The sequence below is a fragment of the Serratia sp. G204Y genome, from assembly GCF_051172435.1.
GTDB lineage: Bacteria > Pseudomonadota > Gammaproteobacteria > Enterobacterales > Enterobacteriaceae > Serratia > Serratia sarumanii.
The window spans coordinates 1,316,769-1,338,839 of record NZ_JBPIZA010000001.1 but is presented as its reverse complement, the minus strand read 5'-3'; the positions used below and the strand labels follow the sequence as shown (position 1 = coordinate 1,338,839).

At 60.0% G+C, this 22,071-nt stretch carries 25 protein-coding genes; 12 read left to right on the top strand and 13 right to left on the bottom strand.

The features are described from left to right. The first annotated feature begins 9 nt into the window (after positions 1-9). Positions 10-501, top strand: a complete 492-nt coding sequence (locus tag ACSBQQ_RS06440; RefSeq protein WP_033648272.1) for a nuclear transport factor 2 family protein — start codon at positions 10-12, stop codon at positions 499-501. A gap of 171 nt (positions 502-672) precedes the next feature. On the opposite strand, the gene ACSBQQ_RS06435 is transcribed toward ACSBQQ_RS06440, so the two are convergent. Continuing rightward, the gene (locus ACSBQQ_RS06435; protein WP_039566203.1) at positions 673-1,872 is read right to left on the bottom strand and encodes a multidrug efflux MFS transporter; all 1,200 of its coding nucleotides are present in this window, start codon (positions 1,870-1,872) and stop codon (positions 673-675) included. A gap of 226 nt (positions 1,873-2,098) precedes the next feature. On the opposite strand from ACSBQQ_RS06435, the gene ACSBQQ_RS06430 reads away from it, so the two are divergent. Then, complete coding sequence (locus tag ACSBQQ_RS06430) at positions 2,099-2,548, top strand: MarR family winged helix-turn-helix transcriptional regulator (RefSeq protein ID WP_039566201.1); 450 nt, start codon at positions 2,099-2,101, stop codon at positions 2,546-2,548. A 37-nt stretch (positions 2,549-2,585) separates the two neighbouring features. Here ACSBQQ_RS06430 and ACSBQQ_RS06425 read toward each other — a convergent pair whose 3' ends face one another. Further along, positions 2,586-2,867, bottom strand: coding sequence for a YjcB family protein (locus ACSBQQ_RS06425; RefSeq protein WP_033634498.1), 282 nt, complete (start codon positions 2,865-2,867; stop codon positions 2,586-2,588). Between the two features lie 294 nt (positions 2,868-3,161). Between ACSBQQ_RS06425 and mrdA the strand changes: the two genes are divergently transcribed. Continuing rightward, positions 3,162-5,087 carry a penicillin-binding protein 2 gene (mrdA, locus tag ACSBQQ_RS06420; protein ID WP_033648274.1) on the top strand — a complete coding sequence of 642 codons (1,926 nt, stop codon included), beginning with the start codon at positions 3,162-3,164 and terminating at the stop codon, positions 5,085-5,087. A gap of 107 nt (positions 5,088-5,194) precedes the next feature. Further along, positions 5,195-6,913 carry a penicillin-binding transpeptidase domain-containing protein gene (locus ACSBQQ_RS06415; protein WP_033634500.1) on the top strand — a complete coding sequence of 573 codons (1,719 nt, stop codon included), beginning with the start codon at positions 5,195-5,197 and terminating at the stop codon, positions 6,911-6,913. On the opposite strand, the gene ACSBQQ_RS06410 is transcribed toward ACSBQQ_RS06415, so the two are convergent. Beyond that, positions 6,903-7,088, bottom strand: coding sequence for a hypothetical protein (locus ACSBQQ_RS06410; RefSeq protein WP_071883812.1), 186 nt, complete (start codon positions 7,086-7,088; stop codon positions 6,903-6,905). The genes ACSBQQ_RS06415 and ACSBQQ_RS06410 overlap by 11 nt on opposite strands. Further along, positions 7,046-8,284 (bottom strand): hypothetical protein, encoded by a 1,239-nt coding sequence (locus tag ACSBQQ_RS06405; protein WP_033648275.1) that lies wholly within the window; start codon positions 8,282-8,284, stop codon positions 7,046-7,048. The genes ACSBQQ_RS06410 and ACSBQQ_RS06405 overlap by 43 nt, the downstream gene beginning before the upstream one ends. A 413-nt stretch (positions 8,285-8,697) precedes the next feature. Here ACSBQQ_RS06405 and ACSBQQ_RS06400 point away from each other — a divergent pair, with 413 nt between their 5' ends. Further along, a complete protein-coding gene (locus tag ACSBQQ_RS06400) occupies positions 8,698-10,242 on the top strand; it encodes a methyl-accepting chemotaxis protein (protein WP_170310553.1) in 1,545 nt (514 codons plus the stop codon). 152 nt (positions 10,243-10,394) lie between these two features. Here ACSBQQ_RS06400 and osmB read toward each other — a convergent pair whose 3' ends face one another. Continuing rightward, positions 10,395-10,607, bottom strand: coding sequence for an osmotically-inducible lipoprotein OsmB (osmB, locus tag ACSBQQ_RS06395; protein ID WP_033648276.1), 213 nt, complete (start codon positions 10,605-10,607; stop codon positions 10,395-10,397). A 227-nt stretch (positions 10,608-10,834) separates the two neighbouring features. On the opposite strand from osmB, the gene ACSBQQ_RS06390 reads away from it, so the two are divergent. The 3 genes from ACSBQQ_RS06390 to ACSBQQ_RS06380 all read left to right on the top strand — a co-directional run bounded on the left by ACSBQQ_RS06390 (position 10,835) and on the right by ACSBQQ_RS06380 (position 12,159). Continuing rightward, entirely contained in the window at positions 10,835-11,230 is a 396-nt protein-coding gene (locus ACSBQQ_RS06390; RefSeq protein WP_060428106.1) for a DUF427 domain-containing protein, read from the top strand. A 130-nt stretch (positions 11,231-11,360) separates the two neighbouring features. Continuing rightward, positions 11,361-11,831 (top strand): Rrf2 family transcriptional regulator, encoded by a 471-nt coding sequence (locus tag ACSBQQ_RS06385; protein ID WP_033648278.1) that lies wholly within the window; start codon positions 11,361-11,363, stop codon positions 11,829-11,831. A gap of 193 nt (positions 11,832-12,024) precedes the next feature. Continuing rightward, positions 12,025-12,159 carry an AcrZ family multidrug efflux pump-associated protein gene (locus ACSBQQ_RS06380; protein ID WP_033643027.1) on the top strand — a complete coding sequence of 45 codons (135 nt, stop codon included), beginning with the start codon at positions 12,025-12,027 and terminating at the stop codon, positions 12,157-12,159. 50 nt (positions 12,160-12,209) lie between these two features. Here the strand turns inward: ACSBQQ_RS06380 and ACSBQQ_RS06375 are convergent, their stop codons facing one another. Next, positions 12,210-13,088, bottom strand: a complete 879-nt coding sequence (locus ACSBQQ_RS06375) for an alpha/beta hydrolase (RefSeq protein ID WP_060387739.1) — start codon at positions 13,086-13,088, stop codon at positions 12,210-12,212. A 148-nt stretch (positions 13,089-13,236) separates the two neighbouring features. Between ACSBQQ_RS06375 and ACSBQQ_RS06370 the strand changes: the two genes are divergently transcribed. From ACSBQQ_RS06370 to ACSBQQ_RS06360, 3 genes are all read left to right on the top strand, one after another. Continuing rightward, on the top strand, positions 13,237-13,986 hold the full coding sequence (locus ACSBQQ_RS06370; protein WP_039566192.1) for a DeoR/GlpR family DNA-binding transcription regulator: 750 nt from the start codon (positions 13,237-13,239) through the stop codon (positions 13,984-13,986). Between the two features lie 12 nt (positions 13,987-13,998). Beyond that, the gene (locus ACSBQQ_RS06365) at positions 13,999-15,066 is read left to right on the top strand and encodes an oxidoreductase (protein ID WP_039566191.1); all 1,068 of its coding nucleotides are present in this window, start codon (positions 13,999-14,001) and stop codon (positions 15,064-15,066) included. A 113-nt stretch (positions 15,067-15,179) separates the two neighbouring features. Continuing rightward, positions 15,180-16,562 carry an MFS transporter gene (locus tag ACSBQQ_RS06360; RefSeq protein WP_060428105.1) on the top strand — a complete coding sequence of 461 codons (1,383 nt, stop codon included), beginning with the start codon at positions 15,180-15,182 and terminating at the stop codon, positions 16,560-16,562. Between the two features lie 39 nt (positions 16,563-16,601). On the opposite strand, the gene ACSBQQ_RS06355 is transcribed toward ACSBQQ_RS06360, so the two are convergent. The 5 genes from ACSBQQ_RS06355 to ACSBQQ_RS06335 all read right to left on the bottom strand — a co-directional run bounded on the left by ACSBQQ_RS06355 (position 16,602) and on the right by ACSBQQ_RS06335 (position 19,380). Further along, positions 16,602-17,003, bottom strand: coding sequence for a VOC family protein (locus tag ACSBQQ_RS06355; protein WP_033634513.1), 402 nt, complete (start codon positions 17,001-17,003; stop codon positions 16,602-16,604). 144 nt (positions 17,004-17,147) lie between these two features. Continuing rightward, entirely contained in the window at positions 17,148-17,342 is a 195-nt protein-coding gene (locus ACSBQQ_RS06350) for a ribbon-helix-helix protein, CopG family (RefSeq protein WP_004928567.1), read from the bottom strand. Between the two features lie 80 nt (positions 17,343-17,422). Then, entirely contained in the window at positions 17,423-18,211 is a 789-nt protein-coding gene (locus ACSBQQ_RS06345; protein ID WP_060418602.1) for a spermidine synthase, read from the bottom strand. Positions 18,212-18,241: 30 nt separating this feature from the next. Then, positions 18,242-18,697: a 3-hydroxyacyl-ACP dehydratase FabZ gene (gene fabZ, locus ACSBQQ_RS06340; protein WP_033648284.1), complete on the bottom strand. Its 456-nt coding sequence runs from the start codon at positions 18,695-18,697 to the stop codon at positions 18,242-18,244. Between the two features lie 188 nt (positions 18,698-18,885). Further along, positions 18,886-19,380: a TIGR00645 family protein gene (locus ACSBQQ_RS06335; protein WP_033648490.1), complete on the bottom strand. Its 495-nt coding sequence runs from the start codon at positions 19,378-19,380 to the stop codon at positions 18,886-18,888. A gap of 215 nt (positions 19,381-19,595) precedes the next feature. Here ACSBQQ_RS06335 and ACSBQQ_RS06330 point away from each other — a divergent pair, with 215 nt between their 5' ends. Then, positions 19,596-20,258: a CPBP family intramembrane glutamic endopeptidase gene (locus tag ACSBQQ_RS06330; protein WP_060418608.1), complete on the top strand. Its 663-nt coding sequence runs from the start codon at positions 19,596-19,598 to the stop codon at positions 20,256-20,258. 22 nt (positions 20,259-20,280) lie between these two features. Here the strand turns inward: ACSBQQ_RS06330 and ACSBQQ_RS06325 are convergent, their stop codons facing one another. Both ACSBQQ_RS06325 and ACSBQQ_RS06320 read right to left on the bottom strand, forming a co-directional pair. Next, complete coding sequence (locus tag ACSBQQ_RS06325) at positions 20,281-20,574, bottom strand: SelT/SelW/SelH family protein (protein ID WP_004928553.1); 294 nt, start codon at positions 20,572-20,574, stop codon at positions 20,281-20,283. 126 nt (positions 20,575-20,700) lie between these two features. Beyond that, positions 20,701-21,939 (bottom strand): NAD(P)/FAD-dependent oxidoreductase, encoded by a 1,239-nt coding sequence (locus ACSBQQ_RS06320; RefSeq protein ID WP_060428102.1) that lies wholly within the window; start codon positions 21,937-21,939, stop codon positions 20,701-20,703. Between the last annotated feature and the right edge of the window lie 132 nt (positions 21,940-22,071).

Sequence of the window (22,071 nt, the reverse complement as noted above, 5' to 3'; positions counted from 1 at the left end):
GGAGCAGTTATGAAAAAGGCATTGATCACCTGTGCGATCGTCGGCGGCTTGTTGGCGAGTTACCCGGCGCTGTCGACGGATCAGGCGGCGTCTGACAAATCGGCCGGCAAAGGCGGTTATCATCATGCTCAGCAGAAGCTGAAGGTGGTGGAAGACCTGTACGCGGGCTTTTTCAATCGCCACGACATCGGCGTGGCGCAGAAGCTGATTGTGGAAAACTACAAGCAGCATAACCCGTTCGTCGGCGACGGCATCAAGCCGTTCCTGGATTTCTTCAGCCAGACCTTTAAAGACAATCCGCAGTACAGCGCCAAAATATACCGCAGCGCGGTCAACGGCGATTTGGTCTACGTTCACGTCAAATACCAAAATAACCCGCAGGATCGCGGCACTGCCAGCGTGGATATTTACCGGGTGAACGATCAGGGGAAAATCACCGAGCATTGGGACGTCAATCAGGATGTGCCGGAAAAATCGGCCAACGACAATACCATGTTCTGATCCGCAAGGGCCGCTGCGGCGGCCCTCAACACGCCCGCAACACTTTATTTACTTACATAAATACCAAACGATCGCCGCGTCGAGTAGGCTACGGCCGCCTTTGGCAGTGGTGGCACGGTTGATGGGCGTCATTGTCCCGCCACTGCTTGAGGCGTTTCCCCGCATTCCCCGTTATCCCGCGCGTTGGCTCTCCACTTTTTTGAACTGATGGCGCAGCTGCAGCGCATTGCAAAGCACCAACACCGCCGTCACGGCGAACACCCAGCGGAACCCCATCATCGCCGAAATGCCCGACCCCAGCAGTGGGCCAACCACGTTGCCCAAGTACATAAAGGATTGGTTATAGCCGAAGATGCGCCCGGTTACCTGATCTGAGGAATACTTCAGCAGCAGCGCCTGCACCGCCGGCATCAGCGCGCCGTCGGCGAAGCCGAGCAGGAAACGCAGAATGCCCAGCTGCAGCGGCGTATTGACCCAGGCCATCACGGCGAACAGGCCGGTGGTGAACAGCAGCGCGGCGATCAGGATGCGCGCGGTGCCGATGCGATCGCCGAGCCGCCCGAGGCGCGGCGCCGAGATCAGCGCTGCAATGCCGGGCACGGCGGCGATCATGCCGCTGACAAAGGCGATATTGCTGACGTCGCCGGACAGCTCGCGAATGAACAACGTCAGGATCGGGCTGATGGACGAGTTGGCCAGCTGGATCATCAGGGTGCAAACGAACAGGGTGAGGATCAGCGTCGGATAGGGCAGCGAACGGAACACCGCCTTGCCGCTCAGCTGATCCGCTTTTTTCACCGTGATGCGCCGCTCTTTAATCAGGAACAGCGTCACCAGGAAGCTGACGAACATCAGCCCGGCGGTGACGAAAAACACTACCCGCAGCCCCAGATGGTCGGCCATCAGCCCGCCCAGCAGCGGCCCGGCGATCACGCCGGAGATCTGCCCGGTAGAAAGCGTGCCCAGCGCCCAGCCGCTTTTATCGCGCGGCACCTGCGAGGCGACCAGCGCCATGGCGTTGGGAATATAGCCGGACGTCAGCCCCATCAGGGCGCGCAGTGCGAACAGCTGCCAGACGTTGGTGGCCAGCCCCTGCAGCGCGATGACGATCGCCATGCCCAGCGAGGCGCGCAGCAGCATCAGTTTGCGGCCTTTGCGGTCGGCCAGGCTGCCCCACAGCGGCGACACCACCGCCGAGACCAAAAAGGTGCCGCTGAACACCAGCCCGGACCACAGGCTGAGGGATTGGTGATCGCTGACGCCGAGCTGTTCGACGTACAGCGGCAGAAAAGGGAGGATTTGGCTCATCGCCAGCCCGGTGAAGAAACACCCGAGCCAGACCGAGATCAGATTGACTTTCCACGCTTCCATCGGCTTACCGTACCACGTTGAATAAGGAGGGATTTATTGAGCAAAATAATAATAACACTGCAAATTAATCGGCGAGAGGCAATGCGTGAGCAAACGTAACCCTGCCGACGCAGTGTCTTTTTGCTATATATTAATAGCTATATTATCATAGGTAATTGGGTTAAGCCAGAGCCGCGCGATCCGGCGGTGTGAAAGCAGAGATAAACTGAACGCTAGATTGATGCCAATGAAAAAAGATCACCCTGAAGACGTGACGCTGCTGCGCACGCAGTTAATGTCGCTGGTGCGCCGTATGCGGCGCGAATCGCGCAGCGACGAAAAATCCTGGGCCCAGCTGATGCTGTTGGGGGCTATCGATCGCCACGGCGGCGAGGCGACGCCGTCGCTGCTGGCGGAATCGGAGCGCATGCGTTCCTCAAATCTGGCGGCCGCGTTGCGTGAGCTGGAGGCCGATGGGCTGCTGGTGCGCACGCCGGATGCCGAAGACAAACGCCGGGTGCGGGTGCGCCTGACGCCCGCCGGGCTGGGCCTGCTGCAGGAGAGCCGTACCCGGCGCGAGGCGTGGCTGCTGGCGGCGATGGAGAGCTGTTTAACGGAGCGGGAGCAGGCGCTGTTGATTGAGGCGGGGGCCTTGATGGCGCGGCTGGCGGCGGCGCCGTCAACGGAAACGGAATAATCGGCGGGGCGGCCGGTGCGCCGCCCCCGCGGCGAGGTTACGGCATCGGCCAATCGACCGGCATGGTGCTGACCACGTCCACATAGCGATCCCAGGCCGATGACCAGAATTGGGTGAAAGCTTCCAGGGTGAGGTGGATGCCCATCAGGCCCATCACGAACCAGCAGGCGGTAAACAGGCCCAGGCTGCTGAACATGAACGCCATGCCGTTACGGCTGGTTTTACGGCAAACGACGTTTAACTGGCTGGCGAAGAACATCATCACGGCGCTCAGCAACTCCCAGCGCATCATGACTAAACCGGTGGCAATGGTACTCATCGAACTCGATCCTATGTAACAAAAAGCCGCATCCGGCAGGGCGCCGACAGGGAAATGCGGGGGAATATCGGGAATATTGTGATTCAGATCACATTGTAGCATTGGGGCGAACGGCGGCTCAATGGGAAGCGCGGTGAAAAAAACGCCGCCGGTAACATTCCAATATGCTGAAACAGTTATGCCATTTCATTAGCAACCTTTTCATGGGGCGGTGCGCCCGATAACGCTATGCTTGCCGGCTTTTCAGTTCCCTGATTTTGCGGGGAAATGTGACGCAAAAGGTATTGGCACCGCATGGCCCTGTTAAAAGAAACAATTCGCGACCACTCTGCGGAAGAGAGGCTGTTTATCCACCGGGCAGGCGTGGCGCTGGCGCTGGTGGTGGTCTGTTTTGGCGCGCTGATCGTCAACCTCTACCGGCTGCAAATCCGCCAGCACGGCTTTTACCAGACGCGCTCCAACCAGAACGACATCAAAATGCTGCCGATCGCCCCCAGCCGGGGGCTGATCTTCGATCGCAACGGCACGCCTTTAGTGCGAAACGTGACACTGTATCGTATCGAGATCACGCCCAGCAAAATCAGCGACATGGCGGCACTGCTGCAGGCGCTGACGCCGATCGTCGACCTGACGCCGGAGGACATCAGCGCGTTTCGCGACGACATGCACCACAACAGCCGCTACAAACCGGTGACGCTCAAAGCCGGGCTGAGCGACACCGAGGTGGCGCGCTTTGCCGTCAATCAATACCGTTTCGACGGAGTGACGATCGATACCTATCAACAGCGTGAATATCCTTACGGCGCCCAACTGGCGCACGTGCTGGGCTATGTGTCGAAGATCAACGACAGCGATCTCAAACGCCTGGACAAGGCCGGGCTGAGCGAGAACTATGCCGCCGACCGCAACATCGGCAAACAGGGCATCGAGGCCTATTACGAGGCCGAACTGCACGGCACCACCGGCTATCAGGAGGTGGAGGTGGATAATCACGGTCGCGTGATCCGCCTGCTGAAAGAGCAGCCGCCGAAGGCCGGCAAGAACATCTACCTGACGCTGGATCTGCCGCTGCAGCAGTACATTGAATCGGTGCTGAAGGGGCAGCGCGCCGCGGTGGTGGTGGAAGATCCGCGCGACGGCGGCATCCTGGCGATGGTTTCCAGCCCCAGCTACGATCCCAATCCTTTCGTCAAAGGCATCGGCTATCAGGCCTATAAGGCGCTGCTGACCAACTCGGATTTGCCGCTGATCAACCGCGTCACCCAGGGCTTATACCCGCCGGCGTCGACGGTGAAGCCCTACATGGCCGTTTCGGCGCTGTTCGCCGGCGTGATCACGCCCACCACCACCTTTTTCGGCGCCCCGACCTGGACGCTGCCCGGTACCGAGCGCCGCTACCGCGACTGGCTGAAAACCGGCCACGGCATGCTCAACGTCACCAAAGCGATCGAGGAATCCGCCGACACTTTCTTTTATCAGGTGGCGTATGAGATGGGCATCGATCGTATCCACCACTGGCTGAGCCAGTTCGGCTACGGCCAGTCCACCGGCATCGATCTGAACGAAGAGTACCGCGGCGTGCTGCCGAGCCGCGACTGGAAGCTGAAGGTGCACAAAAAAGGCTGGTATCAGGGGGATACGGTTTCGGTGGGCATCGGCCAGGGGTATTGGGTGGCGACGCCGATCCAGATGGTGAAAGCGCTGACCACGCTGATCAACAACGGCCAGGTGAAAACGCCGCACCTGCTGTATTCGCTGCAGCAGGGCAACCGGGTGACGCGCTACCCGCCGCCGGCGAAAACGGCGCAGATCGGCGATCCCCATTCGCCTTACTGGGGCATCGTGCGCAATGGCATGTACGGCATGGCCAATCTGCCGAACGGCACCGGGTACAAGCTGTTCCACACCGCGCCGTATCAGATCGCCGCCAAATCCGGCACTTCGCAGGTATTCAGCCTGAAGCAAAACCAGACCTACAACGCCAAAATGATCCCGGTGCGGCTGCGCGATCACATCTTCTATACGCTGTTCGCGCCTTACAAAAACCCACGGGTGGCGATGGCGCTGATCCTGGAAAACGGCGGCGGCGACGGCGTGGTGGCGGGGCCGACCGCGCGCGCCATCCTCGACCATATTTTTGACCCGGCCAACGCGCCGCAGCCCGGCGATGCGGGGCAAAGTAAACCGCAGTTAAACGACAGTGCCGATGTGCAACGGTGAGGCGGTTTGTTTTTACTTTCTTACAAACTGCAATCTCCTGACCATTTCCGGCAAGGTAGACTGAAATAACACCATAAACCGAATAAAAACGCAGGGTTAACACAACAGTGGCGCCATCGACCAAAAAAAGCGGTAAAACCTATTCCACAGTTCGTTTCGGCTGGATTTGCGCCGGTATGCTGGTCTGTTTTTTTCTGTTGGCGTTCAGGGTCGGTTACCTGCAGCTGCTGGAGCACCAGCAGCTGGCGGATCAGGCCGACCAGCGTTCGATCCGCACCCAGGTGGTGCCGACCAACCGCGCCATGATCACCGATCGCAACGATGAGGCGCTGGCGGTCAGCGTGTCGTCCAAAGACATCGTGCTGGATCCGAAGCATATTCTCGATTCCCAGACCGACACCGGCAACGAGCGCTGGCAGAGCATGGCCAACGTGCTGAAGATCCCGCTGGCGGACGTGCAGCATCTGATCCAGAGCAACGCGCACAAGCGTTTCGTCTATCTGGCGCGCAAGGTGGAGGATGACAACGCTGCCTACATCAGCAAACTGCACCTGACCGGCGTCAGCACCGAGCAGGATTTCAGCCGCTTTTATCCGATGGGCCAGGACGCCGCCGGGCTGATCGGCATCGTCGGCCAGGACAACCAGGGGCTGGAGGGCATCGAGCTGGGCTTCAACCCGCTGTTGCAGGGCAAAAACGGCCTGCGGGTCTATCAGAAGGACGGCAGCGGCGCGGTGATCGGCGTGCTTAAAAGCGTGGATCCGGTGCCGCCGCCGAACGTGACGCTCAGCATCGACAAATTTATCCAGTACGTGCTCTATGCGCAGATCCGCGACGGCGTGGTGGCCAACCAGGCCGACTCCGGCTGTGCGGTGCTGGTCAAGATCGACACCGGCGAGATCCTCGGCATGGCCAGCTACCCGTCGTTCAACCCCAACAACTATGCCGGCACCCCGGCGAAAGACATTCGCAACGTGTGCAGCAGCGACAGCTTCGAGCCGGGCTCGACGGTGAAACCGGTGGTGGTGATGGTGGGGCTGGAGCATAAGCTGATCCGGCCGGATACGGTGCTGGACACCACGCCGTATCGGGTGAACGGTCACCTGATCAAAGACGTCGGCCACTGGTCGAAGCTGACCATCACCGGCGTGCTGCAAAAATCGAGCGACATCGCGGTATCGCACATTGCGCTGGCGCTGCCGGCCACGGTGCTGCCGGCGGTCTACCGCAGCTTTGGCCTGGGGCGGCCGACCGAGCTCGGCATCGGCAACGAGAGCAGTGGTTATCTGCCGCAGCATCGTGAACGCTGGGCCGATATCGAACGCGCTACCTTCTCCTTCGGCTATGGGCTGCGCGTGACGCCGCTGCAGATGGCGCGCGAGTACGCTGCGATCGGTTCCTTCGGCATTTATCGGCCGCTGTCGATCACCAAGGTGACGCCGCCGGTGATGGGGCAACGCATTTTGCCGGCGGATACGGTACGCTCCGTGGTGCATATGATGGAGAGCGACGCCTTGCCGGGCGGCAGCGGGGTGAGCGCCGCGGTGCCGGGCTACCGGCTGGCGATCAAAACCGGTACCGCCGAGAAAATGGGCCCGAGCGGCAAATACGACGGCGGCTACATCAACTACACCGCCGGCGTGGCGCCGGCCAGCGATCCGCAGGTGGCGCTGGTGGTGATGGTCAACAACCCGAAAGCCGGCAAGCACTTCGGCGGTTCGGTGGCCGGGCCGGTGTTCGGCAAGATCATGGCCCAGGTGCTGGAGCACATGAATATTCTGCCGGACGCCCAGCCGCTTAACGTGGTGTCGTCGGTCAAGGGGTAACCGAGGGCGAGCGAGATTCCAGCAGGCGCTTCAGCGCCTGCAGATCGGCGTTCACCAGCCCGGCGTCGCGGGCGAACAGCGCGTCGACCATGCCCGGCTGGCGGCAATGCTTCAGTGTAGATCCCGCCGCGTTCAGAAGTAGTAACCGATGTTTACGTTGGTGCGAAAATACCATTTATTGCTGCCGGAGGATTGGGTGCCGGTCCAGCCGGTGGCGTTTTCCACGCCGCCCCACGGGTTGGCGTTCTGCGCCCAGGTCAGATCCACCCACAGCATCACCGGCATGGCGAACACCTGAACCCCCAGCGTGTTCATTTTGGAATCTGAGCCGCCGTGCCTGTCTTTCCATAGCACGCTGTAGTCGTTGTAGAACCGCAGCTTTTTCACCGGCCCCCAGGGCACGTCGACGTCGCGCGCCAGGTTGATGGCGGCGGTGGTGGCCTGCGACGGGATCAGATAGGCCGGCGTCAGGCCGTTGCCCCCCATCAGGATCACCGAATTGTTGGCCCCGGCCGGGCCTTTGGCGTCGTAACCGTAGCGGATCACCTGGCCGGACAGATGCCAGGGATCGTAATTCACCAGCGTATGTAAACCCGCCGCCCAGAAGCTGCCGTTATCGCCGGTCGCCTGGTTATAGAGCCGCGAGGCCGCCAGCGAACCGCCGAGCTCATTGTCCCAGCCGCCCTGATGGAAAGCGCGCGTCAGCCGCAGGTTTACCTGATCGCGTTTTTCGTTGCGCTGCAGGTGCTGTGACGCATAGTTGGTGTTTTTCAGATCGTCGTAGCTGGCGACGTCGGGGGCGTAACGCACGCCGGTCGGCATCATGCGCGGGTAGTAGGCGGCGTCGAAGGCCCAATCGTCATGTTGATATTGGTATTTGGCGCCCAGCCCGGTGTTGACGCCAAAGCCGAGGTAAAACGGAATGCCGTACGACCAGCCGAACTGCGGGTAGGGCATCAGGCCGAACGGTTTGAACGGCGCACCAAGCTGCACGGCGGAACGTTCAGACAGGTGGTAACCGACATAGGCGCGGTCGATGGCGTATTTGCGCCGATCCTGAAACCAGAATCCGCTATCGAAAAACGCGTCGTTTATCTGGCCGGCGGCATCGATGCGAAAGGCGTCAAAGCGTAAATGCGGCGGATTCCGATAATTGCTGCTGTGCCAGTCTTCATAGCGATAATTGGCACGCAGCGCGCCGCCGATATCAATATTCTTTTTATTATCCTCGCTTTGCCAATGAATATGCGGCAATGCCGGACGGCTTTTTTTTACCGGTGCCGCGGTGGCGGCAGCGTCGTTGGGCAATGCGACGGTGGCCGCATAACTCACTGGTGAAACAAGCAAAAAACAAAGCGTGATCGTGCGCATGCCTGGCCCCTGATGAAAGTAGACTGTTTATTAAGGCGAGCGAGTTTCACCTGTGAACAGGGCATTTACGCTCATTGGTTTTATATTTGAGACGATTTTATTGTGCGTTTCATATATTAAATTCAGCGTCGGTTAATATATGAAACTTTGTTTCTTGTTTAATGGAAAAACTATAAATCCGGTATTAAACAAGTCAAGAAATAAAAATGAGAGTTGACGGGCAATACCGATTATTGGGCGCCTTGGCCTGCGGGGGCGACGCAAAGCAGGCTGAAATATTAGTGTCATCAATGCCCGTTAGACTCGCGGCATCCTGGTATTACTGACTAAAAATCATGAACATAAAACTGACGCTGGGCCGCAGGGTAAAATCTGCGGCAGCGCTGCCGCGCGCGTTTGGCTTCGGCAAGAGCATGGGCCTATTAAGCGGCGTAATTTGCGTTATCGCGCTATTTTCTCTGCTGCAATTGTTTTCCACCGTATTTATTTCCAATATTTTGCGCGACGCCAAGGTTAACCTGGTGACGGGCGACGCCTTGCATCGCCAGCAGGCGACGATGGATCGCGCCAGGCTGTCGCTACTGACGGCCAGCGACACCCTGAACCGTGCGGGCATCTATTATCTGCAGGACAAAGCCACCGGCTCCGACGGCAGCTGGCACAGCCTGCTGGATGAGTCGTTGGCGGCGCTGCAGGCTTCAGAGCAGGCCTTTGCCCGGTTCGAGCGCTTGAGCGCGGATGCGCCGGAAGCGCCGGGCGCCCTGCAAGACAGCTATCGCCTGTTCTATGACGGCCTGAAAGAGCAGGCGCAAGGATTGCAGGGCAACAGCATCGATGCGTTTTTCGCCGTGCCGATCCAGGCGTTTCAGGCGGATTTCAACGAGAAGTATCTCGCTTACCAGGCGCTGAATGAACGGCGTGGCGATGACGTCAACGTGCGGCAGTTGGCGGCGCTGGAGCAGGCCAGAACCTTTGCGCTCGGCGCGTTGGCCGCGCTGGCGCTGATCGCCGTGGGCGTTTGGTTCGGCGTCTCTCGCTGGGTGATCGCACCGCTGCGGCAGGCGATCGCGCACCTCAACGTACTGGCCGCCGGCGATCTTTCGCGGCCGCTGCCGCCTGGGCGCGCGTTCAACCGTGAGATGCGTCAGCTGCAGACCAGCATTGGCCATATGCAGGGCGGCCTGCAGCGCCTGGTGAGCGAGGTGCGCGATGCGGCGGGCGGGATCCTGAACGGCGTCGGGCGGCTGGCGGACGGCAATCGACAGTTGACGGCGCAGTCGGCGAAGCAGGACGGCGAATTGCAGTTGGCGACCGAGCACGTGCGGCAACTGGCGGCGCGGGTGGAAGAAAACGGCCAATATGCGCAGCAGGCCAGCCAACGAACCGAACAGGCCCGGCAGTGCGCGGGCGCCGGTGAGCGGATGATGCAAACCGTCAATGTTTCGATGCAAGGGATCGTCAACCAATCGGCCGAGATGCGCGGCATCGTCGCGCTGATCGACAGCGTGGCGTTCCAGACCAATATTCTGGCGCTGAATGCGGCGATCGAGGCCGCGCACGCCGGGGGGCACGGCCGCGGCTTTGCCATCGTGGCCAAAGAGGTGGGCCTGTTGGCGCAAAAGAGCAGCCATTCGACGCGCGATATTCAGCAGTTGATCAACCGTTCGCTGCAGCAAATCGATCAAGGCTCGCAGGCGGTGGATCTACTGACGGGCAACCTGCGCCAAATTATCGATCTGGTGAACAAATGCAGTGCGCTGATGGGGGACATTTCCCTGGCGTCGCTCAATCAGGGGGAGAGCATTCAGGACGTGACGGCGCGCATCGCGGCGCTGAATCAGGTAGCGCGGCAAACCGGCACGGTGGTGAACGCGGTGACCGAGGCTTCGCAGCGGTTACAGGGCGAGTCGGAACGGTTAGAAAAAGCGATGGCGCGCTTCAGGCTGCCGGCGCAATAAATAACCACGCCGCAGATTAATGAATAATAAAGCTGCGTTTAACGTTATTTATTATTTTCCCTCACTGAGGGAATTTATCTCGATAAAAAAAACAGGCTGGCGCTTATGGGTTAAAAAAGCGCCGGCCTGCAGAGATTATTTTAACCGGATGATTAACGGCCGGTCTGGTGGCCGATAATGCCGCCCAGCGCTGCGCCGCCCAGGGTGCCCAGCGTACTGCCGTCGGTCAGCACAGCGCCGCCGACGGCGCCCACGCCCGCGCCGATCGCCGTGTTGCGATCGCGCTTGGACATATGCCCGCATGCGGTAACGGAAAGCGTTGCCATGACCACCACCAACACACCTGCGGCACGTTTAATATTCATAATGAGTTCCTGGTAAATTGGCTGATTAATGGATTAAAAATAATCCGATTAACCTGCCGGTAGAAGTTGAGATGAATGTATTCCTCCGTAAGAAAATCGAACAGGTAAAAATTCTTAATTTTGCGGCGCTGAAAAGTAATTGCTCGCCGAATGCGCGGCCGCCGGCAAAACCGCTGGTCTATACTGGGAAGACGCCTCGCGGCGGGGCGCACACTCTGGAGGCCGCCATGTCCGATCTCGTTTCCGCATCCGGCAAACCGGTGAAAATCCCCGGCCCTGATCACCCGATCACCTTGACCTGCCATCCGACGCGGGTCGTGGTGCGTGCCGGCGGTCAGACCCTGGCCGACAGCCGCCATGCGCTCATTCTGCAGGAAGCCAGCTATCCGCCGGTGTTTTACTTTCCGCGTGAGGACGTGAATATGGCGCTGTTGCAGAAAAACGAGCACGTCAGCTACTGCCCTTATAAGGGCGACTGCAGTTATTTCTCCCTGGCGCTTAACGGCGAGCAGGAGGCCAATGTGGCCTGGAGCTATGAAATGCCCTACAACGCCGTGGTGGCGATCAAGGATCATCTGGCATTTTATTCCGACAAAGTGGCGGAAATCCGTGCCGAAGCCTGAGCCCCGCCGCATCCGGGCGTGGGCAGGTTGACATTCTTCTTATCCCTACTCATTATGTGTATTATCGGAAATTGATACGTTTTCCTTATGTTTTAATCCGACATAAACGAAACTCTGAGCAGGTGCCAAGGTGTCTACCTCTACGCGATTTGCCGTTGCCATCCATATTCTGACCAATATCACGCTGTGCCGTGGCCAGACGGTGCGTTCCGAAGATATCGCGCGCAGCGTCAACACCAACCCGACGGTGGTGCGGCGCATCCTCGGCGCGCTGGCGGAGGCCGGGCTGACCTATTCACAGATGGGGCAAGGCGGCGGGGCGCTGCTGGCGCGGCCGGCGGAAGCGATCTCGTTGCTGGACGTGTATCGCGCGGTGGAAGATCAACCGTATTTCATGCTGCACCGTACCCGGCCTAACGATGCGTGCTATATCGGCCACGCCATTACCCCGGTGCTGGAGCAAGAGTTTGCGCGCGTCGGTCTCGCGCTGGAAGCCAGCCTGGCGCAAACCAGCATCGCCGAAATGGCCGGGCAGGTCGAGCGGCGCGCAGGCTATCCTTTTGTCCCTTGTTCGCCGCAATATCAAGCGGATACGCAATAAAAACCCGCGCCAATTCCTTCTTCGCGCAGAGCATTTTTTGCATTGCGTTAATGTAATTGTGTAAGTTACATTAGCTCGCATCAAGTGTGATGTAGCTCACGTTTTAGACTGCCTCCCCACGATACTCAACCGATTGGCCGGAAACCTTTTCTTCCGGCACAGATTCGCTGTGCTTATAAACCAGGAGAGAACGATGTTAGAAATGATTGAAAGCTTGGCCACCGTGGTGGTCCTGGTGCCGGTAATGGTAGCCGTCTTGCTCGGCGCGATTTACGGCCTGGGTGAAGTGTTCAACGTCTTTTCCGCTATTGGCCGCAAAAACGGCTGATGGCACGCCAGGGGGCGCTCAGCCCCCGGCTCTTTTATCTCCTTTCCTCTCTAAGATTGCGCTGTGGCGTCAATCATCGCCATCACCTGCCGAAACATCGCGCTTTCCGCATCGGCCAGTTCGTTGACCAGCGTAAAGTGATTGCAGTGGCGATCGGCCAGCAGCTGGACGTCGAGGCCGCGCGCCAGGCAGGCGTCATAATAGGCCTGCGTCTGGTTTTTGAAGCCTTGGGTTTCCCGCTGGCCGACGTCGAGCAGGATCTGCGGCGCATGCGATTTCGCCGGCAGTAAAAACAGCGGGCTGAGGGCTTGCGCCTGTTCGGGCGTCAGGTGCAGCCAGTCGTTGATATAGATATCGCACAGCGGCCGCAGATCGTAGAGGCCGCTCAGCGCCAGCGCGCCTTTGATCGCGTCGGGCGGCAGGCGATAGCGTTGCTGCCAGCCGTCGGCGATCAGCATGCCGCACAGGTGGCCGCCGGCTGAACTGCCGCTGACGAAAATGCGCGCCGGATCGATGCCGAAGGGCGCCCCGTGATGATAGAGCCAGGCGACGGCGCTGCGCACCTCGTGCACGATCTCCGCCAGCGTCGCTTCCGGCGCCAGCGTATATTCCAGCGTGGCGACCGCCACGCCGCGGCGGGCAAACGCGGCGGCCATCGAGCAAGCTTCCTCTTTGCGCTGTGAATGCCAGTAGCCGCCATGAATAAAGATCAGCAGCGGGGCGGGCTGTGCGCTGGCCGGGAACAGATCGAGGCGCTCGGCGGCGCTCATGCCGTAGCGCAGATCGTAAATGCCCGGCGTCTGCGCCCTGGCACGCTGGGCCAGCGCGGCGTATTCCGCCATGCAGGCGTCAAAATCTTCCACCGAAGCGCGGGCGTTGTATTGCACGGCGCGCGCGCTCAGGTCTGTAAACGTCAGATCGATGCTCATCACCTCTCCTGATTGTTATGCGTTATGCCCTCATCGTCGTCCCGCAGGCGAAAAGATGTTTGATCTTCGGTGCGCATCATTGCGGCTTCTCTGATGCTGTTTTCTGCTGTATATTGCTGTTTTATGCTTTTTACTGCGGAATAAACCCATGCACAAAGCGGCACGACAGCGCCATTTACTGGATTTGCTCAGCGAACGCGGGCAGGCGGCGGTGGCGGAATTGGCTGGCGCCATCGGCGTTTCGGTCGATACCGTGCGCCGCGATCTGGCCGATCTCGAGCGGCAAGGGTTGGCGCAGAAACATCACGGCGGGGCGATCGCGCTCGAACCGTCCGGCATGCCGCGCCAGGCGCGCGCGGCGCTGTTGCCGCAGGTCAAGCAGCGGCTCGGCCGCGCGGTGGCCGCGCAGATCCCGCCCGGCAGCACCCTGATGTTGGATGCGGGCAGCACGCTGCTGGCGGTGGCACAGGCGCTGCGCGGGCCGGCTACGGTGATCACCGCTTCGCTGGATATCGCGCAGTGCCTGAGCGACAGGCCGGAGATCAACCTGATTCTGCTCGGCGGCCAGTGGGATGCGCGCCAGCGGCTGTTCGCCGGCAGCGCCACCCTGGCGTTGCTGGAACGCTACCGCGCGGATATCGCCTTGCTGGGCGCCTGCGCGGTGCATGCGCAGCTGGGGCTGAGCGCCGGCGAGGAGGCCGATGCAGAGGTCAAACGCGCCATGCTGGCCAACAGCGGCGAGCGCTGGCTGGTGGCCGACCATATGAAGCTGGATCGCTGCGAACCGCATCACGTTGCGGATCTGGCGCAGATCCAACGGCTGTTTACCGATCGCCCGTGGGACAAACTGGACGAACAGTCACTGATTGAACTTTGTGTCGTCGCCGACGACCGCTAGAGGAGAACACTGATGAACGATACCGCTCGACCGTTGCAGGTGGCGCTGATTGGCTACGGCTTTGTCGGCAAGGCGTTTCACGCGCCGCTGATTAACGCGGTGCCGGGGCTGGAACTGAGCGTGGTGGCTTCGCGCGATGCCGCCAAGGTGCATGCCGATCTGCCGCACGCGCAGGTGATAGCCGATCCGCTGGAGGCCATCCGCCGGCCGGAGGTGGATTTGGTGGTGATCGCGTCGCCGAATGACACCCATGCGCCGCTGGCGCTGGCCGCGCTGGAGGCGGGCAAGCACGTGGTGGTGGATAAGCCCTTTACGCTGGACTTGGCGCAGGCGCGCACGCTGATTGCGGCGGCGGAAAAACACGAACGCCTGCTGTCGGTGTTCCAGAACCGCCGCTGGGACAGCGACTACCTAGGGGTGAAGCAGGTGATCGAACAGGGGCTGATCGGCAAGGTGACGCACTTTGAGTCGCACATCGATCGTTACCGCCCCGAAGTGCGGGTGCGCTGGCGTGAGCAGAACCTGCCGGGCAGCGGGCTGTGGTTTGATCTGGGGCCGCACATGGTCGATCAGGCGCTGCAGCTGTTCGGTTTGCCGCACAGCGTGCAGGCCAACATCGCAACGCTGCGCCCCAACGCGCAGGTTAACGACTGGGCCCACGTGGTGCTCAACTACCCGACGCACCGCGTGATCCTGCACGGCAGCATGCTGGTGGCGGGCGGCGTGTCGCGCTTTACCGTGCACGGCGAGAAAGGCAGCGTGGTCAAAACGCGCGCCGACGGGCAGGAGAGCCAACTGCTGGCCGGCGTGACGCCGGGCTCGGCGGAGTGGGGCAAAGACGACGACGCGATGAGCCTGTTTATCGGCACGGAGTCGGTGCGCACGCTGCCGACGCCGGATGGCGATCAGCGCCAGTATTACTTCCAGGTACGCGACGCCCTGCGCGGCGCCGGCAGCAATCCGGTTACCGCTGCGCAGGCGCTGGCGGTGATGGCGGTGCTGGAGGCGGCCACCCTGGCGGCGGAAACCGGCGTTACCCAAACCCTGCCGCTCACCGAGGCGGAGATCGCCGCCTGGTAACGGCTCGCGTCAGATAAGGCGTCAGACGCATGGATACAGTGCATACCGTGCGTCTTCCGCCATCCCAACCCCTGGCATAGGCTAATCCTCAGTCTATGTCAGGAGTGTTTACCATGTTATCCCAGCCTTCGCCGCAGGGCGTCCGCGGCATATTGGCCGCACTGTCTCTGAGCATGCTGCTGTCATCGCTCGGCATCAGCATCGCCAACGTTGGGCTACCGGCGCTCGCCGCCGCGTTCCATGCTTCGTTCCAGGCGGTGCAGTGGGTATTGCTCTGTTATTTACTGGCCGTCACCACCTGCATCATCGGCATCGGCCGCCTCGGCGACAGCCTTAATCGCCGCCGCCTGCTGCTGGCGGGCATCGCGCTGTTTACCGCCGCTTCGCTCGCTTGTGCGCTGGCCCCGCAGCTTTGGCTGCTGCTGGCGGCGCGCATGGCGCAGGGGCTGGGGGGAGCGGTCATGATGTCGATCGCCATGGCGCTGGCGGGCGAGGCGCTGGGCACGGATAAAATCGGCCGCGCGATGGGTCTGCTCGGCACGATGTCGGCAGTGGGCACCGCGCTGGGGCCGTCGTTGGGCGGCGCGCTGATCGCCGGTTTCGGCTGGCGGGCGATGTTTCTTATCAATCTGCCGCTGGGCCTGTTGGCGCTGTGGCTTGCCTGGCGATACCTGCCGAATGGGCCGTGCGCGGCAGCGCGCCAGGAAACGTTCGATCGCGCCGGTACGCTGCTGCTGGGCGGCGCATTGCTCTGCTATTCGCTGGCGATGACCCTTGGGCGCGGCAACTTCGGTGCGCTCAACCTGGCGTTGATGCTGGGGGCGCTGTTGGCGGGGGCGCTGTTCATCGGCGTGGAACGCCGCGCCGCATCGCCGCTGTTGGCGCCGGCGATGTTCCGCCATCCGGCCCTGACGGCGGGGCTGGCGGCCAGCGCGCTGGTGATGACGGTCATGACCGCCACGCTGGTGGTCGGGCCGTTCTACCTGTCGCGCGCGTTGGGGCTAAGCGCAGCGCAGGTCGGGCTGGTGATGTCGGCGGGGCCGGCGGTGGCGATCCTGACCGGCATTCCGGCCGGTTATCTGGTGGATCGTTTTGGATCGCAGCGCATTGGCCAGTTTGGGCTGGCGGCGGTGGCCGCCGGGGCCGCGTTGCTGTCGCTGCTTAACCGCTGGGGCGTGCTCGGCTATGTTGGCCCCATCGCGCTGCTGACCGCCGGCTATGCGCTGTTTCAGGTGGCAAACAACACCATGCTGATGAAGGATCTGTTTCCCGAACGGCGCGGGCTGATCGCCGGCATGGTGAACCTGGCGCGCAATCTTGGGGCGATCACTGGCGCTTCGGCGATGGGGGCGCTGTTTTATCTGGCTTCGCAGCGGGTGGCGGGCGCGGGCGCCGCCGCGGCTTACGGCATGCAGGTGACCTACGGCGTGGCGGCGCTGTTGGCGTTAGCGGCGCTGCTCATCGCCTTCGGCGGCCGCCGCCCGCGTCGGCGATGAATCCGTCTACGCCGGTGGCGATATGAACCGAACATTTCATCAGGCGAGATCGCCCCGGTACACCACATGGACCTTGTTGCCGTCGGGGTCGCGCAGGTAAGCGCCGAAATAGCCCTTGCCGTAATGCGCGCGTTCGCCGGGCTCGCCTTCACCGCTGCCGCCCGCCAGCAGGCCGGCGGCGTAAGCGCGTTTGACCTCCAGCTCATCGGCGGCGAGAAACGCCAGCATGCTGCCGTTGCCGGCGCTGGCGGGTTGCCCGTCGAAGGGTTGGTAAGCATAGAAACGCGGCAGCGTTTGGCCCGGCATCACCCAGCAGCGGGCGGCGGGGCCGCCGTCCGGCGTCACTTCCCGCCGCTGTAATCCCAGCGGCAACAGGATGGCGTCGTAGAAGGCGGCGGCGGCGTCCAGATCGCTGACGCCGACGGTAATATGGCTGAACATGGCGCTTCCTTTCCGAAGAGAGAGTATGAACGCATAAAACAGTAGCAGCGATATTGCCGAATGGACAGACCGCAACGGAGGATTCGGATTAGAGACGCGCGCAGGGGCAAAGCGCTCTTCACGGTGTGCGGGGCAGGCCGCCGCTCAATTGCTTTCGACGCGAGGATTGGCGTGAGTCGGTTGGCTGGGATAGTCCACCTGATGCTTGTGCAGATAATCGCGGATCAGCTGGCGCACCACCTGGGAAGGGGTGACGTCCTGTTGCAGGCACAGTTCCTCCAGGGCTTTCTTCTTGTCCGGGTCAATCAGCACCGTTAGCCGCGCCGTTTTCTTTTCCATCAGGATCCTCCAGAGAATGATAACTGAATGATAATACCATGTGGGTGAAGCGGCCAGCCAGACCGCGTCGCCGCCCGTCTTTAGCGGAAATGCAACCGCTCTATTTTGCGTGACAGGTAGCCGAGTTCGCAGTTGAACAGCTCGCCGCTGCTGGCGGCCAGGCTGCGCAGCGCGCTCAGCGGCAGCGTCACCTGGGCCGGCGTGGCGTAAATGATCACGTTGCCGCTGGGGGCGACGCAAAACAGTACGGTGCCGAATATTCGCTGCAGGCTGTGGTACAGCAGGCTGTTTTCGTCAGGCAGATCGTGGTAATTGAGCACCAGCCAGCCCCCGTCGTTCAGCCGCGCGGCGCAGTTTTCCAGGAAGGTCTGGGTGCCTTGCTGCGGATCCATGGCGAACGCCGAATAGAGATCGGAGAAGATCAGATCGTAGCGCGTCTCGACGGGCGGGCGCACGAAGTCCATGGCGTCGGCGGTGCGCAGGCTGATGGTGTCGGTGGCCGGCAGCGTAAAATAGCGGCGCGCGACGGCGATCACCGCAGCGCGCAGCTCGACGACGTCGAGGCGCATGGCCGGATCGAGCGCGTGCAGCGCGCGCAGCAGACTGCCGCCGCCCAACCCCAAAATCAACGCCGAGCTCGGCGGTTGCCAGGCTACCGCCATCAGCATCGCTTTGATGTAGTTGTGGATCGGCTGCGCGGGGTTGCTGAGGCTCATCTTGCTCTGTTCGCAGATGCCGTCAAACCGCAGCGTGCGGTAGTCCTTGTGATCGGAAACGATGATTTCGCCCCAGGCGTCGGCTTCGCGAGCGATCACCTGGCCGCGCGGAGAGAAATCGAGGGTTCTGAGTAAGCTGTCAACCAGAGACATGGTATTCGCAGGGCTCCTTTGGCAAGCGGCCTATTTACGGGCGCACATGAAATCGGCGGTGCAAATGCGCCGGCCATCGATGCTGGCGCGGCCGGTAAAGCGAGCGATCGCCCCGCGCCGACGAACAAAAGCGACCTCCATCAGCACCTGGTCGCCGGGGCGGGCAGCGCGATAAAACCGCGCGCGCTGAATGGCGGCGAAATAGTAATGCTCCCCCTCATTCAGCGCCCCGAGATAGTAGTGGGCCAGCAGACCGGTGCTTTGCGCCAGCGCTTCCACCAACAGCACGCCGGGAAATCCGGCGAAGTGCGCGTGGCCGTTCCAGAACGTCGGCTCATTGGCGGTGATGTTCTTGATGGCGCTCAGCCGCCCTTCGGCAATGCAGGTGCCGGCGGGCAGTACGCGATCGACCAGCAGGCAGGGATAACGATGAGGCAAAATCGCCTGAATATCGTTGAATTGCAGGGGGTGACCAGTCAATGGCATGAGAGAGCGTGATCCTGTCTGCGGCGAAACCGGTGCGAGGGCCGGCGTTCAGTCCATGATGAGTGTAATAACATTATAATAAAATTATCATCAGATGTGCCAGATGAAAAAAACGACGGCGCAGAAACAGGCGAAGAGAGGAGCGAGAGGGAGGCACCCGATCCTGGCGATCGGGTGTGGCAGCGCGTTTAGTGCTTGGAGCGGGTCACTTTATCCAGGTAGCCCATCACGAAGGCGGACAGCACAAAGGTAAGGTGGATGATCACATACCACATCAGCTTGTTGTCCGGCACGTTCTTGGCGTCCATAAACACCCGCAGCAGGTGAATGGAGGAGATGGCGACGATAGACGCAGCAACTTTGTTTTTCAGCGAGGTGGCATCCATTTTGCCCAGCCAGCTCAGCTTTTCTTTCCCTTCGGTGATATCCAATTGCGAGACGAAGTTTTCATACCCGGAGAACATCACCATCACCAACAGCCCGCCCACCAGCGCCATGTCGACCAGCGACAGCAGGGTCAGGATCAGATCGGCTTCGGCGATAGAAAAAATGTTGGGCAGGACGTGCAGGATCTCCTGAAAAAATTTGATCGACAGGGCGACCAGAGCCAGTGAAAGGCCGACATAAACCGGTGCGAGCAGCCAACGGGAGGCGTACATCGTGTTTTCGAGCAAGCGTTCAATCATAAAAATTTATTAATTACGTGGCTAAAAGAGCGCTCAGTATAACTCAGGAGACCCGGGCGAAATCAACCGCGTGCCAATGGCTTGGAGAAATTTGCGAATGGACGTTCGCTTCGAACGGGTTCATGACAATGATATCGCATGGGGATAAACTGCCGCGATATCTTGCCTTGCTACTGTTCCGTCAATCGCTGCTCAAAACTAAGGATGGTTATATGGTCGACAATGCGTTTATCGCGAGAACGCGAGCCGTCAACGGCTGCTTTTCCATGTTTTTGCTGATGTTCCTGATTACGTTTATTCCGCTGTTCCTTGAGAACAGAGCCGCCTTGATGCGACAAGGGCTATTGCTGCCGCTGCTGTATGGAATGGAATTCGTCGCTATCTTTTCGTTATACCTGCTCTTTTTCCGCCGCAGAGAAGGATTGGGCAAAGGCGAGGTTAAACGCAGCGATTTTGCACTGCTGCTGTTCGCGCTGTTGGTGATTCAGTTTATTTTCCCGCGTTTGATGGGCGTGGAGAAAACGGAAACCTGGGTGACGGAGCAGGTGGCATTGCCCGGCGAGATTTTGGCGCTCAATGCCGCTTTGTTGGTTTTCGTCGTCCCCGTCTATGAAGAGATCGTATTTCGCGGCTGTCTGTTTAACGCACTGATGTATTGGTTTAACGACAAGGTGCTTTGGGCCGCGTTAACGGTGTCTGTCATCTTTGCCGTTTTGCATACCCAGTACACCGATTGGCGCACATTAGCAGCTCTGGTGCTCATCTCGCTGGTGTTGACGGCCGCACGAGTCAAATCCAAAGGGATCTATTTGCCCATCGGGCTGCATATGACCATGAACGGCGTCGTGATGGCGGCCAGCTATGCGTTAAGCTGAAGCCGTGCTTACCGCCCGATTTTCAGTGCCGGGCTTTTTTACCGTCGCTGTGGCCGAGAGAGCGATCGGGGAAGCTGTGATCGCGCAGCCGTTGCTTTAACTGCGCCGCATCGGGGAAACCGCCGTCAATCTTGCGATCCCAAATCATTACGCCATCGACGCTGATTTGATAGACCCCGCCGGTGCCCGGCATCAGGGTGACGGAGGCGAGATCGTCGCCGAAGGTGTTCAGCAGCTCTTGCGCCATCCAGCCGGCGCGCAGCAGCCAGTTGCATTGTGAACAGTAGTGGATCGTAACGGCGGGGGCATTTTTCATCGATGATCGACCGGTAGTGGTAACGGCTTGCAATCAGCCTGAGGAACCTGCAAACGATGGTGGCCTCGTCTCGCCAAATAGTCAAGCGTCTGCAGCGGCAGGAACGAGAGGGGGGTCGAGCGCGCGTCACGGCCGCTTGCTGCCGGCAAACCATTCAACCCCACGCAGCATGCCCGCCCAATAAAACCGGGGTAAAAACCAGGCTTTCAGCCACCAGGCCAGACGGCTGGGCTGGGTGGCGTCGAGCAGCGGAAACGTGGGCAGCAATTTACCGTCATAGCCAAACTCCGCCAGCACAACTTTGCCTTTCTCAACCGTCAATGGACAGGAACCATAACCATCATAATGGGCAGTGAGAGGCGCGCCTTGAATCAGCGCCGCGACGTTTTCCGCCGCCACTACCACCTGCTTTCGGGCTGCCGCCAGGGTTTTGGCATTTGGCGTCGAGCAACAGTCGCCTACCGCAAAAATATCCGACCAATGCTTATGCTGCAGCGTCAATTTATCCACATCGCACCAGCCGGATCCCTCAGCGAGCCCGCTTTGCGAAATAAACGCCGGGGCCGATTGAGGCGGCACCACGTGGAGCATATCGAAGGGCAGGGTTAACTCGCGTTTTCCCTCTTCATTTGTCTCTACGGCAAATGTTGCTTGCCGATTCGGGCCATCAACACGAATTAAATGATGATTGAAATTGACCTTTGCACGGTATTTTTGTAAATACTCGCTCAGCGGGGGGACAAATTGCGGAATGCCGAAAATCGCCGTGCCCGCAAGGCAGAAATTGACGTTAATATTATTCAGGATGCCTTGGCGGCGCCAGTGGTCGCATGAAAGATACAGGGCTTTTTGCGGTGCGCCGGCGCATTTTATGGGTAGTGCCGGTTGAGAAAATATCGCCTGGCCGCCTTTCATTTCCTGAACCAGTTGCCAGGTGTATTCGGCAAGATCAAATCGATAATTAGAGGTGACGCCGTTTAATCCCAGGGTGTCTTCAAGGCCTTCTATTTTATCCCAGCGTAAAACGAGGCCGCACGCAACAATAAGAAAGTCATAGTTTATTTTCTGCCCCTGGCGGGTCTCGATGTATTTTTGGCTGGGCTCAACCCTGACCACGCTATCCTGTATCCATGCGGTGCCTGAGGGCAGAACGGCATGCATGGAGCGCCGTGTTTTCGTGATATCAAAGAGCCCGCCGCCCACCAGAGTCCATGCCGGTTGATAATAATGACAATCGTTAGGCTCCACTATCGTTATATCGATGTCTTTAACTCGCTTCCTTATGCTTGCCGCGATACCTATTCCGGATGAACCGCCGCCAATAATAACGACGCTTTTCTGGGGGGGTATTTTTTCTGGTTTCATGCAGGCCTCCTTTCATAAGAAAGTAGGGGGTTGTCGCCCAGATTAAAAGCGAATTCATAGAACTTGTGGTTATATAAAAAATCACATATTCCATTTTGCTATATGTAATAACAAATCGAAATAAGTTATTTG

Coding starts and splice junctions, on each gene's coding strand:
- fabZ (WP_033648284.1), bottom strand. CDS start 18,697: ATGCCATTGACTGGTCACCCCCTGCAATTCAACGATATTCAGGCGATT.
- ACSBQQ_RS06380 (WP_033643027.1), top strand. CDS start 12,025: ATGTTAGAAATGATTGAAAGCTTGGCCACCGTGGTGGTCCTGGTGCCG.
- ACSBQQ_RS06425 (WP_033634498.1), bottom strand. CDS start 2,867: ATGAGTACCATTGCCACCGGTTTAGTCATGATGCGCTGGGAGTTGCTG.
- osmB (WP_033648276.1), bottom strand. CDS start 10,607: ATGAATATTAAACGTGCCGCAGGTGTGTTGGTGGTGGTCATGGCAACG.
- mrdA (WP_033648274.1), top strand. CDS start 3,162: ATGGCCCTGTTAAAAGAAACAATTCGCGACCACTCTGCGGAAGAGAGG.
- ACSBQQ_RS06365 (WP_039566191.1), top strand. CDS start 13,999: ATGAACGATACCGCTCGACCGTTGCAGGTGGCGCTGATTGGCTACGGC.
- ACSBQQ_RS06405 (WP_033648275.1), bottom strand. CDS start 8,284: ATGCGCACGATCACGCTTTGTTTTTTGCTTGTTTCACCAGTGAGTTAT.
- ACSBQQ_RS06435 (WP_039566203.1), bottom strand. CDS start 1,872: ATGGAAGCGTGGAAAGTCAATCTGATCTCGGTCTGGCTCGGGTGTTTC.
- ACSBQQ_RS06430 (WP_039566201.1), top strand. CDS start 2,099: ATGAAAAAAGATCACCCTGAAGACGTGACGCTGCTGCGCACGCAGTTA.
- ACSBQQ_RS06375 (WP_060387739.1), bottom strand. CDS start 13,088: ATGAGCATCGATCTGACGTTTACAGACCTGAGCGCGCGCGCCGTGCAA.
- ACSBQQ_RS06320 (WP_060428102.1), bottom strand. CDS start 21,939: ATGAAACCAGAAAAAATACCCCCCCAGAAAAGCGTCGTTATTATTGGC.
- ACSBQQ_RS06330 (WP_060418608.1), top strand. CDS start 19,596: ATGGTCGACAATGCGTTTATCGCGAGAACGCGAGCCGTCAACGGCTGC.
- ACSBQQ_RS06390 (WP_060428106.1), top strand. CDS start 10,835: ATGTCCGATCTCGTTTCCGCATCCGGCAAACCGGTGAAAATCCCCGGC.
- ACSBQQ_RS06360 (WP_060428105.1), top strand. CDS start 15,180: ATGTTATCCCAGCCTTCGCCGCAGGGCGTCCGCGGCATATTGGCCGCA.
- ACSBQQ_RS06345 (WP_060418602.1), bottom strand. CDS start 18,211: ATGTCTCTGGTTGACAGCTTACTCAGAACCCTCGATTTCTCTCCGCGC.
- ACSBQQ_RS06355 (WP_033634513.1), bottom strand. CDS start 17,003: ATGTTCAGCCATATTACCGTCGGCGTCAGCGATCTGGACGCCGCCGCC.
- ACSBQQ_RS06440 (WP_033648272.1), top strand. CDS start 10: ATGAAAAAGGCATTGATCACCTGTGCGATCGTCGGCGGCTTGTTGGCG.
- ACSBQQ_RS06350 (WP_004928567.1), bottom strand. CDS start 17,342: ATGGAAAAGAAAACGGCGCGGCTAACGGTGCTGATTGACCCGGACAAG.
- ACSBQQ_RS06410 (WP_071883812.1), bottom strand. CDS start 7,088: ATGGTATTTTCGCACCAACGTAAACATCGGTTACTACTTCTGAACGCG.
- ACSBQQ_RS06370 (WP_039566192.1), top strand. CDS start 13,237: ATGCACAAAGCGGCACGACAGCGCCATTTACTGGATTTGCTCAGCGAA.
- ACSBQQ_RS06400 (WP_170310553.1), top strand. CDS start 8,698: ATGGGCCTATTAAGCGGCGTAATTTGCGTTATCGCGCTATTTTCTCTG.
- ACSBQQ_RS06325 (WP_004928553.1), bottom strand. CDS start 20,574: ATGAAAAATGCCCCCGCCGTTACGATCCACTACTGTTCACAATGCAAC.